Annotated in this window: 12 protein-coding genes; 8 read left to right on the top strand and 4 right to left on the bottom strand. The window is 63.5% G+C overall.

Going from position 1 to position 14,181, the window contains the following annotated elements; translation table 11 throughout:
- Positions 1 to 81: 81 nt before the first annotated feature.
- Complete coding sequence (locus AC1DD3_RS13100) at positions 82 to 2,259, bottom strand: leucine-rich repeat domain-containing protein (RefSeq protein WP_230119505.1); 2,178 nt, start codon at positions 2,257 to 2,259, stop codon at positions 82 to 84.
- 269 nt (positions 2,260 to 2,528) lie between these two features.
- Here AC1DD3_RS13100 and AC1DD3_RS13105 point away from each other — a divergent pair, with 269 nt between their 5' ends.
- Positions 2,529 to 4,691: a transglycosylase domain-containing protein gene (locus tag AC1DD3_RS13105; RefSeq protein ID WP_476881846.1), complete on the top strand. Its 2,163-nt coding sequence runs from the start codon at positions 2,529 to 2,531 to the stop codon at positions 4,689 to 4,691.
- A 179-nt stretch (positions 4,692 to 4,870) separates the two neighbouring features.
- Here the strand turns inward: AC1DD3_RS13105 and AC1DD3_RS13110 are convergent, their stop codons facing one another.
- Positions 4,871 to 5,332: an Hsp20/alpha crystallin family protein gene (locus AC1DD3_RS13110; protein WP_230119507.1), complete on the bottom strand. Its 462-nt coding sequence runs from the start codon at positions 5,330 to 5,332 to the stop codon at positions 4,871 to 4,873.
- A 495-nt stretch (positions 5,333 to 5,827) separates the two neighbouring features.
- Between AC1DD3_RS13110 and AC1DD3_RS13115 the strand changes: the two genes are divergently transcribed.
- The 4 genes from AC1DD3_RS13115 (at position 5,828) to AC1DD3_RS13130 (ending at position 10,256) form a co-directional block, all read left to right on the top strand.
- A complete protein-coding gene (locus tag AC1DD3_RS13115) occupies positions 5,828 to 6,079 on the top strand; it encodes a hypothetical protein (RefSeq protein ID WP_230119508.1) in 252 nt (83 codons plus the stop codon).
- A 156-nt stretch (positions 6,080 to 6,235) separates the two neighbouring features.
- The gene (locus AC1DD3_RS13120) at positions 6,236 to 6,910 is read left to right on the top strand and encodes a hypothetical protein (protein ID WP_230119509.1); all 675 of its coding nucleotides are present in this window, start codon (positions 6,236 to 6,238) and stop codon (positions 6,908 to 6,910) included.
- Positions 6,907 to 9,255, top strand: coding sequence for a multicopper oxidase domain-containing protein (locus AC1DD3_RS13125; protein WP_230119510.1), 2,349 nt, complete (start codon positions 6,907 to 6,909; stop codon positions 9,253 to 9,255). Before AC1DD3_RS13120 ends, AC1DD3_RS13125 begins: the two co-directional genes overlap by 4 nt.
- Positions 9,256 to 9,416: 161 nt before the next feature.
- A complete protein-coding gene (locus AC1DD3_RS13130; protein ID WP_230119511.1) occupies positions 9,417 to 10,256 on the top strand; it encodes a phosphatase PAP2 family protein in 840 nt (279 codons plus the stop codon).
- Between the two features lie 149 nt (positions 10,257 to 10,405).
- Here AC1DD3_RS13130 and AC1DD3_RS13135 read toward each other — a convergent pair whose 3' ends face one another.
- Together AC1DD3_RS13135 and AC1DD3_RS13140 are read right to left on the bottom strand one after the other, a co-directional pair.
- Positions 10,406 to 10,603, bottom strand: a complete 198-nt coding sequence (locus tag AC1DD3_RS13135; protein ID WP_230119512.1) for a hypothetical protein — start codon at positions 10,601 to 10,603, stop codon at positions 10,406 to 10,408.
- A 100-nt stretch (positions 10,604 to 10,703) separates the two neighbouring features.
- Positions 10,704 to 11,168, bottom strand: a complete 465-nt coding sequence (locus AC1DD3_RS13140; RefSeq protein WP_230119513.1) for a GatB/YqeY domain-containing protein — start codon at positions 11,166 to 11,168, stop codon at positions 10,704 to 10,706.
- 336 nt (positions 11,169 to 11,504) lie between these two features.
- Between AC1DD3_RS13140 and AC1DD3_RS13145 the strand changes: the two genes are divergently transcribed.
- The 3 genes from AC1DD3_RS13145 to AC1DD3_RS13155 are packed head-to-tail and all read left to right on the top strand — an operon-like array spanning position 11,505 to position 14,115.
- Complete coding sequence (locus AC1DD3_RS13145) at positions 11,505 to 12,230, top strand: polysaccharide deacetylase family protein (RefSeq protein WP_230119514.1); 726 nt, start codon at positions 11,505 to 11,507, stop codon at positions 12,228 to 12,230.
- A 49-nt stretch (positions 12,231 to 12,279) separates the two neighbouring features.
- Positions 12,280 to 13,044 (top strand): M50 family metallopeptidase, encoded by a 765-nt coding sequence (locus AC1DD3_RS13150; protein WP_230119515.1) that lies wholly within the window; start codon positions 12,280 to 12,282, stop codon positions 13,042 to 13,044.
- Positions 13,045 to 13,053: 9 nt separating this feature from the next.
- Positions 13,054 to 14,115, top strand: a complete 1,062-nt coding sequence (locus tag AC1DD3_RS13155) for a glutathione S-transferase family protein (protein ID WP_230119516.1) — start codon at positions 13,054 to 13,056, stop codon at positions 14,113 to 14,115.
- The last annotated feature ends 66 nt before the right edge of the window (positions 14,116 to 14,181 follow it).

Here is a 14,181-nt window from a genome sequence, read left to right on the forward strand (position 1 = left end):
CCGGCGCCCTGAGGACGCCGGTAGTCCGCGCCGCTCTCCGACGCCCTTACACGTTTCGCCTAGGAACGTCCCATGCAAGGGCTATGGCTCCACGTCACACGTGATGAAGCTGGAGTCCTTCAGGAACGTGGCATTGGCCTGGGTGGACGCTGCGTTTCCTTCAAGTGCAGCCGTCCAAATCAGGAAATTCGCGGCCGGGCTGATCAGGGTAATTAGTTTCGCTCCGAGTGGGAATGTTTGAACTGCTTGGAATGCTTCCGCCGCCAGAGGACCAGAGGGTTCTCGGCTGACACTGAGTAGACGCCACTCGTCTTCGAGGCGTTCGCCGTCGCGGGCCAGGTGGACGGCGAATTTCTCGGAAAGGCCGATCCGTTCGGCGCGTCCGCGGAACTGCGCGTCCGGGCCGTCCTTTAGGACGCCGAAGCGGACGTTGAACTGATCGAAGTTCAAGAAGGGATTCGCGATGCCGGGTACTGCATCCAGTCCGGTAATTACTTGCAACGGATTGTCGTGCGTCTCGACACTCCATACCCCAAATTCAGTCTTGGCCATCATATGTTCAACGGGTTTATCGTCCGACCAGAGCGTGATTTTAACGTCGCTTAGTTGCAGGGTCCTCAGTTTGGTCGCTGCTGCCAGCGGGGATATATCCGCGATCCGATTGCCCCCGATACTGAGCACCTCGAGGCTGGGATAGTGCCCGAAAGCTGACACATCCCTGATCTCGTTGTTTGAAACATCGAGCTCACGCAGAAACGCCAGTCGCGCGGGGTCGAGTACCTGTCCGATCCGGTTCCCCGCAACATTGAGCAGCTCAAGCTTTTCCAGCTGCTCTATGCCTTGCAAACTCGTTAGCGCGCCCTCGTTATGGTCGCCTGTGATCACTAATTCGGTGAGGCGGTCCTTTGCGATCATCGCTGGAAGGTGTGCGATGGATGTGATACCCATGTTGTCGGGATACCACTCGATACGGAACTTCTCCATGCCGTTCACGGCTTGTGCAAGCGCCTCACCGCGCATGTGTTCTGTCTTCAGCGGGTCGCCGCCTGGATCCACAATCCCTTCAAGATTGTCGATGCGGTCGTGTACAGCCCAGGCAACCTGATTGACCAGCTTTCGGTCGTCGGAAAGAATGCCGGGCTGGTCCCTCCTCTCGTACCAGTCGGCGTAACTGCGTTCTACTCCACCGATCCGCCGCCGCAACTCGACGGCCGGAAACTGCAGTGGCGGATCAACCCCAGCCGGGTCGAAGAGTTGGGGCGGGTCGATTTCGCCCCTTGAGAGCCGGATGGCGTGGCGGGTCACGGCGTCGACAGCGCGCGCGTAAGCCTGCGTGGCCGCGCGGATTTCGGTGGCAGGAGGAGGATCTTCGAAGAATTCCGGGTGTTCCGCCGCAAACGTGAAGTCGTTGTACTTCTGGAGATAACTCAGTCTCTGACGATCTGCATCGGCCGTCGCCACTACGAAGGCGTCTTGCCAAATTTTCGGGGGGACGGGTACCGGCACCGTGTCGTAGGTCGCCACTTCGATCTCATACGGAAAGGGATGCCTTGCAACAGCGGACGGCAGTGACTTGAGGCGGTCCTTAACGTCGTCAACGCTCGTCGTCGTCCCTATTTCTTCCTCCCCCTCGCCGCCCTTCTGGTAGAACACCACATGGAGTTCCACCCGTGAATGGGCTTCACTCTTATAGGTGTCATATTTTCCCGTGAAGGAAGCTGCAGCGACGGCACCGTTGATTTCCGCCTGCAAGGTCACTGCAAGATCAGTTTGAACCGCCGTATCCAACGATGTGATCCGGAGCACCGCGAAAAATTCACCGCCCCTGAACTGACCCCGGACGAAGGAGTCTCCGTAGGCCGTGGAAAACGCGTCCGAATCTGCCATTAGCAGTCGACGCGCGTCCTCCTTAATGCGGAAGTTCCGTCCCCGCACAACTTGGTTGTTTACGACCATTTTTGCCACAACGAACGTTGACACAGAGTTGTATGAAGTATTTTTCGAAAAGTCGACTTTCAGGCCTGCCGATGCAAAGCCATATCTCCCCTCTGCCTCCGCCGATACGCCCAGTGATTCCATCAGCGACTCATGCGTCGTGATGATTTCCGCGGTTGCCTTCGCCTCTTGCCCCGACTGCCGCACCGGTTCGTCAAAATCAAGCGCAGTGCCAATGGCGAGACCGCTGTCGCTATTGAATCCCATGCCAATGTCTTCACCGTTGTAAGCCAGAACGCGCACTTGGGGCAGTTTGGTGCTCATGGCCAATCCCTCTTCCGTGCAGGCCGCACCCCATCACAGGCCCTACACCAACGGGAATCGACGAGGCAGGCCTGTTCCGGTATTCCGGCCACCGTTGATGGTGACTGATCTTACAACCGACGACAGCGCGAATGGCAGTGGTGAAATGTGGAGGATCGCACTGGGCTGGGGAGCGAGTTCTCTGCGCGCCGGTCGGCGGTGGATTGTGGCTGGATCGGACGACTCAGGGCGCGTATTCTTGTCTCACATCTGACGGGGTGTGAGCTGCAATGATGGCAAGAAATCGCCTGTCATCCCGAATGGGCAGGTTCCTGGCAAGGATGCTCGGGTTCGTCCTCCTGAGCAGCATCTGCGGTGTCCTCGTCGCGGGCTACCTCGTTCCGCAGATCGCCCTCGCGGGCACCACCGTCAGCAGGTCCATCAGCTTCTTCAACGGTCTCCCAACCGAACTGGCGGTGCAAACGCCGGCGCAAACCACCAGGATGGTGACCGCGGATGGAAAGCTGATCGCCAGCTTCTATGAGGAAAACCGGGTGCGGATCCCGCTGAAGAACATGTCCCCGTACGTCAAGGATGCGATCATCGCGATCGAGGACAGCCGTTTCTACGAGCACAGCGGTGTGGATGCCCGGGGCCTGCTGCGGGCGCTGACCAGCAATCTGACAGGCGGGGAGCGGCAGGGGGCGTCTACCCTCACCCAGCAGTACGTCACCAACGTGGCCAACGAATCCAAAATTTCCGCCGGGCGCGAAGACCAGGTGATTCTCAGCGGGCAGAAGAACATGGGAGACAAGCTGCGCGAGATGCGGCTCGCCATCGCGCTGGAAAAGAAATACACGAAGGACCAGATCCTCGAGGGTTACCTCAACATCGTCTTCTTTAACCGCAACGCGTATGGCATTGAGGCGGCCGCCCAGTACTTCTTCAGCGTTCCGGCCAGCAAACTCACCCTGCCCCAGGCGGCCCTGCTGGCCGGGCTGGTCAACAGCCCCAGCGTCTACGATCCCGTGACCAATCCGAAGAACTCCATCCAGCGGCGCAACCAGGTCCTGGACGCCATGCTGGAACAGGACAAGATCACCAAGAAGCAGCATGACGCCGCCAAAGCCTCCGGCGTGGGCCTGAAGGTCAGGCCGTCCCGGCAGGGTTGTGCCGCCGCCGCCATGGCCCCGTACTTCTGCGATTACGTGAGCCATCTGATCCTCAACAATCCGGCGTTCGGCCCGGACGCCGAAGCGCGCGAACAGAAGATGCGCCGCGGCGGGCTGACCATCACCACCACGCTGGACAGCAGGCTGCAGGCAGCCGCGCAGGCACAGGTGGACTCGACGGCCGGGGCCAATCCGGCCAAATGGGGCTCATCCCTGGTCTCCGTCCAGCCTGGAACCGGCAAGATCCTCGCCATGGCGCAGAATACGGTGTTCCTTCCCCAGCGCGGAAAGTTCGATACCCAGCTGAACTTCAACGTGGATTCCAAGGACGCCAACGGCAACGACCTCAACGGCGCAGGCGGCTTCCAGCCGGGATCCACCATGAAGCCGTTCACCTTCGCCGAATGGCTGCACGAAGGCAGGACCATGACGGAGACGGTGGACGCCTCAAAGCGGGAGTACCCGCTGGGATTCCGCTGGCGGTCTTCCTGCGGCAAGGTCGTAGGCGGCTACAGCACCAAGCAGCGAAGGGCCGGCCTGGAAGCCGCCGACGATCTTCAAAACGCCTCAGAGGGGTACTATCGCAAAATGCCGGCCAACTACGGCCTCTACAACTCCATCAACACCGCGACATTTGCTGAAGTGGCGCAACTGGATATTTGCGGAATCCAGAACATGGTCAAAGCCGTAGGCATCCACAGCGGCCTGGACGGCACCACGGTCAACATGCACCAGCTCGGAAATGTGCTGGGCGGCACCGGTGTGGCACCGCTGCACATGGCCAATGCCTTTGCCACCTTCGCCGCCGACGGCCGCTACTGCGAGCCCATCGCCATTCTCCGGGTGGCGGACCTCGCCGGAAAAGCACTTCCGGCCCAGGCCCCCAGCTGCCGTGACGCCGTAGAGCCGAACGTGGCCCGCGGCGTGAATGCGGCACTCCAGGACGTGCTCAGGAAGGGTTCCGGCATCTACATCAATCCCAAAGTCCAAAGCCGGGTCCCCGTCGCGGCCAAGACAGGAACGAACAACAGCAACGGCGCCACCTGGGTAGTCGGTTACACCACCGGGCTCGCCACAGCGTCCTTCTTCGGCGACACCCTCGAAGGCCAGCAGCGGCCCGGCAGGAACCTCACCATCAACGGAAAGTTCTACAGCCGCATCGACGGGTACATGATCGCCGGACCCCAATGGGCCAATTACATGCTCAAAGTGGCCAAAATGTACCCGGCGGCGGCCTTCCCCAAGCCGCCTGCGTCCATCATCGGCAAACCCGCACCCTAGGAAACCCCCGAGCGGGTGCTGCACGGGAATGACGTCCGGGGCGACACTCAGCGGCGATGCGACGTCAGGGCGGTCAATGGAAATCTCCCAAATAGGCGGATCCGGGACACTGGCCCCGCGGGCGTCCAGGCAACCGGCGGCGCCAGTGCTCGGGCACCCTATGCACGAAGCGTTCCGGGTCAGGTGACGTAGTTCTCCGGTGCCTCCGGAGACTGGTGGGGGCCTTGGCTTCCGGGGCGGGAGACGTGCACCTTCGGGCCCGGGGTTGGGAACTGTTCAGGAAGCTGGATACGGATTTCGATGACCCCGTCGGTGTACGTGGCGAGGATGCCGTCCTGGCTCACACCGCGGGGCAAGGAGATGCTGCGGGAGTGGTCGCCGTAGCGGACTTCGCTGCGATAGCCCGTCTTGTCCTTATCGTCTTTGTTTTCCTCCCGCCGCACGTCAATGTGCAGGGTGTCATCGGAGACAGTGATGTCGACGTCTTCTTCCGGATCGACTCCGGGTGCATCGGTTCTGACGACCAGCGTGGTTCCCTCCTGGAATTCCTCTACCCGAAGCCAGAGATCAGCGTCGCCTTGCAGTAACCGGCGCAGGGGCTCGGGAACTTCGAGTCCGCCCCGCCGGAGAAAGTTCTCCATCTTGTCCTCCTCATTTTCCGGCCGGAGGGGTAGGCGCCCGGCCCGGGCCCGGTGTTGTTGGTGAGAAAAAGGTACGCCTTGGCCGTGGCAAAGGACAGCCTTCCGGGCATCGCGAAGGCCTCCGGCCCCCTGCGCCGCCTTGCAGTCCCCTCCCCTGAAAAGTCTGCTCCCGCAGACTCTTGCGGAGGCGTCCCGGCGATGCTATAAAAAATCCACATCGGCAGGTGCAGCAGCGTCACCGCGACGAAGATCGGAAAAAGGGGGCAGTCGGGATCACCAGCAGTTTTCCACGGCTAACCACCCGGGACCATATGACCGCAAGCAGCCGGCGCCACGTTTAAAGACCCTCGCAACAACAGGCGAACAGGCAACCATTCGGAGCATCAGTCCCGTGTATCGCGCACCTGTCAACGACGACCGGGCCCGCATCACCCGCAGCTGCAAGGGGACTCCGCAGCAGGCGCCGGAGCCGATCCGGACGTTCAGAGGATCCCAGTGGACCAGACCACCATCGTCGGCTATGCCCTCGCATATCTCGGCACAATGACGGCAGTTTCCTTCATGTTCCTGCCCGCCGTCATCACCGTCACCCTGCTCCTGCTCGTGGGCGGGGCCATCCAGCTCGTAACCGTCCTCCTAAAGATCACGACGCTCTGGCTGTTCAAAGGCGCATCCACAGTGTTTAGGAAGTCGGTCCAAAAGCTGCACGGGCACGGGAAGGGCGTCGGGGAACTCGCACGCCGGTAACCCCTTCGCGCCGTCCCTCGGGTGCTCTGCCCCCGCTCCAGCCTGTGCAACGAACCGTATGCCGCGCCCATCATGAGATGTCCCACCGGAAGTCCAAGGTTTTCGTAGGTTTCCACCCCCACGATGAGGGGATACTACGAACGCATTGGGGCGGTCATGGATACTGGTTCGAGGACATATTTTGACCGGGCATTGAGCCGGCGCCAGTTTGGCTGGATGGTCGGCGGCGGCGCGATGGTGCTGGTGGCCGGAGGAACATACGGCCTGGTGGCGCGCAGTGATCAGAGCGCCGAAACCATCGCGGCCACAGCCTTCGGGACGGTGTCGGTCCTGCGGGCCGGACGCTTTTCCCGCTTGGACGCCCAAGGCCGGACCGCACCGAGCCTTGCGGCGACGGCCTCCCTGCTCAGCGGCCTGGCACCGCGAACGGGCGACCAGCCGCTTCAGCCCGCCGGGGCTGCGGCTGAGGTCGATGGCCATGGGCACGGCAGCCGGCAGCCGTGGACCCAGGGATTGCCCCAGCCGATAAACCTCACCTGGGGCGATGTGGTCGTCCTCGACGTCGAACTGCATAACACTGGGCCGGAATCAGTGCTCTTCAGCCCCGGGCAACTGCGCCTCAGACTGCTGCCTACCGATACAACAATCACTCCGCAGGATTCGGACCATTCCCCGGGCGTTCTCGGGGCAAACAGCAAGGAGCGCGTCCTGATCAGCTACCTGGCACCCAACGACCTCACGGACCTTGAACTCGAGTTTTCGGATGAGCAAAAGGACCAAGTCGTGCAGCTTGCATTGCCAGCGCTGACCGTGAACGGGGCCAGGTCGTGAGCACCCTGGACATCCACATCAACGAGGGCTTCATCCCGATGGTGGACGGGGCGCTGGTCTACCACCGCGGCTTCGGGGACCGGCGCACCGCGGTCACGGACCCGAAGCCCGCACTGATCATGACGCCTCGGGTGTTCACCGCCGGCGGCCAGGTTGTGGCCAGCAGGACCTATCCGCTGAGCGCCCCAATACCGCCGCATGGCCGGCCGCAGCCGCTGCGGCCCGATACGGCAAACAGCGGAGCGTACCTGGCGCGGAGGGGGTACTGGGCCAGCTATTTCCCGGACCGGACCCTGATCGCAGAGACGGGCAGCACCATCCGGATCCTCCTGCACAACAACCTCGCCCAGCCCCACGAACTCCGGTTCCACCGCGCCGGCAAGGCAAGTGCGGACGTCAGCTCAGGACCGGTTGCCCCCGGGGCAACGAAGCTGCTCCAGTTTGCGGCACCTGCACCTGGAACCTATCTGTTCACGGACCCGGGCAACGAACCCGTGGAACGAACCCTGGGCCTCTACGGCGGACTGGTGGTGATCGATCCGCGGAACGCCTGGCGGCTCGCCCCCGGCGGGGCCGAGTTCGAGCGGCAGTGGCTGTGGTATTGCCACGACGTCGACTCGAACTGGGCGCGGATTGCCTCACAAGGAAAAACCGTCAACCCGGTCACCACTCCGGCCGTTCCCCGGTACTTCACCATCAACGACTATTCGGGGTTCCAGGCGCTGGCGGTCAGCACGGACAGGGAACTGAACGAACGGCGCGATCAGGACACTCTCGCGTCGGGGTTTCCCCGCGAAACCGACGTGCGGAATTTCAGCGCCTCCCCCGCTGCCGGCGCCATCCGCACCGGGCAACTGATGAGAATGGTCAACGCAGGAATCGCAGACCACCAGCTGCACTACCACGGCAACCACGTCTGGACTCTGCGCGCCAACGGTACCGACTTCCCCCGCTCCAACGGCCATGTCACCGCGGTCGGTGACGTCGTCCTCCAGCAGTGGGAGGACACCATCCAGCTCCAGCCGCTGGAGCGGAAGGAAGCAATGCTTCCCGTCCGCCGCCCGCCGGAAGTGGTGGACGCCGTCTGGAACGCACGCGACCGAGACTGGAAATATCCGATGCACTGCCACGCGGAACCGTCCCAGACTGCCGCCGGCGGGCTCTACCCGGGCGGGCTGGTTGCCGACTGGGTGCTGGCCGCGACACCCACACCGGCGCAAGGGACGCCGCCCACCGCCGCAGACCCCCACCAGCTGTTCCGCAGCCAGGTCGACTTCGCCTCCAACCAGCCCCACGAGGGGAGCCCGGAAACGGAACATCCCCTGCCGCCGGACGTCGCCATGGAGTTCGACTTCTTCAACCGGAAAATGACCTTCCCCGACGGCTCCGAGCACGAAGTGTGGAGCTTTGAGGCCGACAAATTGGGGCGGCAGTTGCCAGGCTCGACGCTTCGGCTGACCGAGGGGCAGATCTTCCACGGCACGGTCAAACCCAGCAAAAGGGTCCACACCATCCACTGGCACGGCATCGAACCCGACCCCCGCAACGACGGCGTGGGCCACACCTCCTTCGAAGTCAGCGGTCACTACACCTACCAATGGCGGCCGGACGTGGGCGTGCCCGGAAACCCCAACCGCGGGGCCTCAGGAACCTACTTCTACCACTGCCACGTCAACACGCCCCTGCACGTCCAGATGGGCATGTTCGGTGCGGTCATCGTCGATCCCCGGCCCAGCGCCAGGTCCCCCTGGCCCGCCGGGACCCGCCGCCATTCGGTCAACGGGCCCTTGTATGACATCGCCACCGAGACCGTGATCGGGCCCTACTCCCTCGATCCGCGGTGGCACACGCTCAACCACGCCGCCGGTCTCTCCGGCGAAGATGTGGGCCTGAACCGCTTCGAGCCCAGGCACTTCTTCCTCCTTGGCGGGGCAGTGGCCCACAGGCCGGTGGGTGATGACGTCGTCTGGGCTGTCTCCGCCATGCGCGCCAACGTGGTCCGAGGCAACAAGCATCCCACCCTGGTGCGGATGATCAACGTGGACTACTTCCCCACCCGCACCACGTTTACCGACTCCGCGGGCCGCCCTGTGAAGATCGCGGAACTGATCGCCCATGACGGCCGGCCCTTCTGGAACACCCCCAACCCCACCGGGCCGGCCGTCCACCCCTCAGCGGCAGGCCAACCCCTACTGACCAACATCATCAAATCCGGGGCAGCCGAGAAAATCGACTTTCTGCTCCGCCCTCCCGCTGCCGGAAAGTACACCATCTCCGTCGAGTTCCTGCACTGGATCACCGGCAAGACGCTCGCAACCAGAACCGTCGCGGTGACTGCCGCGTGATCTGCTTGCCGTTGTGACTTGCGGACCGGATCCGCAATGCTTCCATGGGAGCATTCTGCACGCCCGATTCCGTTGTCATGCCGAAGCTCTACGTCGACGAGAGCTAAGCGATAAGGTTGCTTACTAACTGACGATGGTGGCTGCGACCTAAGGAAACGATCATGACGGTGAAAGGCAACGAAATTCTCAACGGCGGCGTGGAGGGGGAGGTCCGCCAAGACCGTTTCGTTGGCGACCAGGACCTCACCCGGTGGAACACCCGCTTCGGCCGGATCCTGGCCGGCGCGGTTCAACGGATCAGCCGCCTACTTGGTCCCCACGCCGCGCTTATAGTCACACTCATTGTCGGGGCGATGATCGCCGTTTCCCTATCTGCGGTCTTCGCCCAGGTGTACGAATCGGTGGTCGCGGCCGACGGCGTAGCGGGGTTGGACCATCCGGTTCTTGACACCGCCAAGACGGTCCGTTCCCCCGTTGTGGACGTCCTTGCCACGGCATACACCGACATCGGCGGCACGGTCGGCATGCCGGCTCTCGCGCTGACTGTCATGGTTGTACTGGCTCTGCGGCGCCGATCCTGGACCCCTGTCATTCTCATCGTTACGGCCGGCGCCGGTTCTCTGCTGATGACCATCGCGGGCAAGCAGCTCATCGGCCGAACCCGCCCACCGCTGGTCGACGCCGTCCCGCCCTACGAGTACTCCGCATCCTTCCCAAGCGGCCATTCGCTGAACTCGGTCGTCATCGCCGGCATCGTCGCCTACCTGATAGTCCTCCGGCTGAGGTCCCAGCGCGTGCGGACACTGACCGTCATCCTCGCGGCACTCTTCGCCGCAACCATGGGGCTAAGCCGGGTCTACCTCGGACACCACTGGCTGACCGACGTGTTGGCCGCGTGGTCTCTCGGGGCGGCGTGGCTCGCGATGGTAATTACCGCCCACCGCCTGTACCTGACTGCCCGGACACACCGGTCGCATGTCGCGTCCGCCGCCGTCCCGTAGGCTTCGTGGCGGAATCGTGGCGTGTCGGACATGACCACGTTTCCCCGGCGGCGTGATCGCGGCGCTGGACCACTACTTGGGCGTTAAACGCCGCCTGCTCTCCCAAAAGCGGAGGGCCCCGCGCCGCGGGGCCCTCCGAACTGCAGTGCCTAGACTCCTTCGCTGACGCGGTCAGGCTGCTCAACCGCGCTTTGCTCCAGCTTGGCGAGATAGGCCCACATCTTGGATTCCTCTGCCTGGACCTGAGGCTCAGGTGCCTCGTCTGGGCTCGTCTCCCGGCGCCCTTCAGCTTCCCGGGCGTGATCCTTCTTGTAGTACTGCCATCCCTCGCACGATGAATAGCACATCACCGACCTCCTTACAGTGGGTGTACTTCCATCGTCCTCCCAATCTGATGGCGAGTCGACCCTGTGTCGATGCCTCAGTACTTAGGCCTGATGCTTGCACTTATGCCAGGCGCGCGCGGACGATCTCACTTACCGCCTTGCCGTCGAATCGTCCGGCGACCTTGGCGGTTACAGGCTTCATCACGGCGCCCATCTGTCGCATTGACAGCTCAACACCGTCGGCCTTCAACGCTTCGATGGCCTCGTCGACTATTGCCTCCACCTCGTCTGCGCCCAGTGGCTGCGGCAGATATGTCTCGATGACCTCGGCTTCTGCGATTTCCGCAGCGGCGCGGTCATTTTCACCCGCCTCGGTGTAGATGAGGGCAGTATCCCGGCGCTTGGCGGCTTCCTTTTGCAGCAGGGCCATGACCTGATCGTCCTGCAGCTCGATCGGAGTCTTGCCGGACTTTTCCCGCGTTTCGATCTCGCCCAAGACGTTTCTCACGGTGGTGAGCGCGACCTTGTTGCGGTCCTTCATGTGGACGATGACGTCAGCGTGCAGGCGTTCCTTCAGTGTGGTCATGATTTCCTCATCGTGCTGTAGCGATTCGTGGTGGGCGGCTAGTAATTCAATCGTGCACCTTTAAGGACGCGCGTGCCGTCACCGGCAATGACACAAAATCCCGTTAGGGTGGTGAAGGTTTGGGGCATGGGGACCCGCACCGGAAGGAAAGCACGGATGGAACGGCAAGGCGAAGAGCGTCCGGCTCATGTAATGAGCAGGCGGCTTTTTACCTTCGCCACGGTTGCCGCGGCACTTAGCGGGTGCACGGATGCCGACCCGCGCGGCGGGAGCGGAACTAACACAGCGCCACCTCCGCGGATTCCCGCCTCCAGCACTCCTGGCGCAGTCCCCCAGATGACGCGCACGCACGCACCCACCCCGCCCGGCAAGGACAGCATCGTCGCCGCCTTCAAAGGCCGCATTCCGCGGCAGTGGGGCCTGGAAGCGCCCGGAACCGTCAACAAACTCTCCGCAGGCAGCCGCGGGATCGCGCTGACTTTCGACTGCTGCGGCGGTCCCGGAGGAAACGGCGTGGACCAGGAACTCATCGACACCCTGCGCCGGACGAGGACACGTGCCACCTTCTTTCTTAATTTCCGCTGGATCCAGGCCCACCCGAAGCTCGCCAGGTCCTTGGCGGGTAATCCCCTGTTCGAGATCGGGAATCACGGCACCAGACATGTCCCCCTGTCAGTGACCGGCCGGAGCGCTTACGGAATCAGGGGCACCGCAAGCCCTGCTGAGGTCTACGACGAGGTCATGGTGAACCAGCAGGCGCTCCGCCGGCTTACTGGCGCGCCCACCCGCTACTTCCGGCCCGGCACCGCTTACCTCGACGACGTCTCGGTTGCCATCGTCAGGAGATTGGGACTGATCCCCGTCTCGTTCAGCATCAACGGCGACGGCGGTGCAACCTACCCGGCGCCGGTCGTCTACGGCGAAGTCGCCGCAGCCAAACCCGGAGACATCATTATTGCCCACGCCAACCAGGCGCAGGGCGGTACCGCGGCGGGAGTCGCACGCGCCCTGCCCGTCCTGAAGGCCGCAGGCCTCAAGCCCGGCTGGCTCAATCTCGTCTAACCCAGCATCCAACGGCCGGCCACAGCTTCCGGCGGTAGCCTTGAACCCTATGGATCACTTAGCTGCACCAGCCCTGCCCATGCCCGAGCAATGGTGGGACCGCATTGTCGCCGGCTTCGCGAGGTCCGACATTCCTGCGGTGAGCGTCACCGAGCTGCTCGCCGTCGTCCTGGTCGCCGGCGTTCTTTCGGTCCCGCGCGCCACCTGGCGGTACTTCGGGCTTTTCGCAACAGTGACCCACGAACTGGGGCACGCCTTTGCGGCGCTCACCAGCGGCCAGCGGCTGGGCGGGATCAAACTGCGGCTGAATCATTCCGGCACCACCACCTCCTACACGCGCGGGCGCTTCGCCGCCGTCTGGTCCGGCTTTTGGGGCTATCCCGTCCCGGGCGTCACCGGCGCCGCGCTGGTATGGTCCGGCTTCAACGGCTGGGGCCCGGCCGCGATGTCCGCCGGGTTGCTGGTGCTGCTGGCGTCCCTGATGTTCATCCGCAACCTAGCCGGCGTGTTCATTCTTCTCGCCGCGGTCTTCGCCGCAGCCGCCCTCGTTCTCGCTGTGCCGGCCGCCTTCACCGGGCATGTGGCTATCATCCTGGGGCTCGCGCTGCTCGTGGCCGCCGTACGGGACCTGGCCAAACTCACCAACGTGCACCTCCGCCGCCGGGATCAGCTGCCGACCTCGGACGCGTACATCCTTTACCGGGCGACCGCCATTCCGTCAGGAGTCTGGATAGTCCTCTTCTCCCTGGTCGTGGCCGCATCGTGGGTGGTGGCCTGGCAGCCGATGTCGCACATCCTTGCAGCGGCCACATAGTCTGGAGTGATGAACCAGGAGTCCAGCACCGTCAAAGAACACAGCACAAAGGGCGCGTATGTCACGGGCGGAGAATTCAACCGGGACACCAGCTACATCGAGGACCGGATCACGAAAACCGGCGCAGCCGGGCCCAATGGGGAACCCGGCTGGCCTGTGGAACCGGGCCGCTACCGGCTGATCGCCGCGCGCGCCTGCCCGTGGGCAAACCGGACGGTCATCGTCCGCCGCCTGCTGGGCCTTGAAGACGCCATCTCCCTTGGCCAGCCCGGCCCCACCCACGACGCCCGGTCCTGGACCTTCGACCTGGATCCGGGCGGGACAGACCCCGTGCTCGGCATTGAACGCCTGCAGGAGGCCTACTTCCGGCGTTTTCCGGACTACCCGCGCGGCATCACGGTTCCGGCGATGGTGGACATCGCGAGCGGAGCCGTGGTGACAAACAACTATCCCCAGATCACCCTGGACTTCTCCACCGAGTGGACCGAGTTCCACCGCCCCGGAGCGCCGCGGCTGTACCCGGAGCTTCTCCGCGAGGAAATCGACCGCGTCAACAAGCGGGTGTTCACCGAAGTCAACAACGGCGTGTACCGGTGTGGCTTCGCCGGCTCCCAAGACGCGTACGACGCCGCCTACAGCCGCCTGTGGACCGCTCTCGACTGGCTTGACGAACGGCTGGCAGCGCAGCGGTATCTCGTCGGCGATTACATTACCGAAGCCGACGTCCGGCTCTTCACGACACTTGTCAGGTTCGACGCCGTCTACCACGGGCATTTCAAATGCAACCGGAACAAACTCAGCGAGATGCCGGTCCTCTGGGCATACGCCAGGGACCTGTTCCAAACTCCGGGCTTCGGCGACACCATCGACTTCGTGCAGATCAAGCAGCACTACTACATCGTCCACGAGGACATCAATCCCACCGGCGTCGTCCCGGCGGGGCCGGACCTTTCCGGGTGGCTGACTCCGCACGGGCGGGAGTCCCTGGGCGGAAGTCCTTTCGGCGAGGGCACTCCGCCAGGGCCCGTCAGGGCAGGGGAAGAAGTGGCCGCAGGGAACGGAGTCCGCTGACAGATTCCGCCGTCTCCCAGCCCCCGGCGAGGACGCTGAGGGGTTAGTCCACTTGTCGCACTCCGT

The sequence above is a fragment of the Arthrobacter sp. 05T444 genome (genome assembly GCF_056395905.1).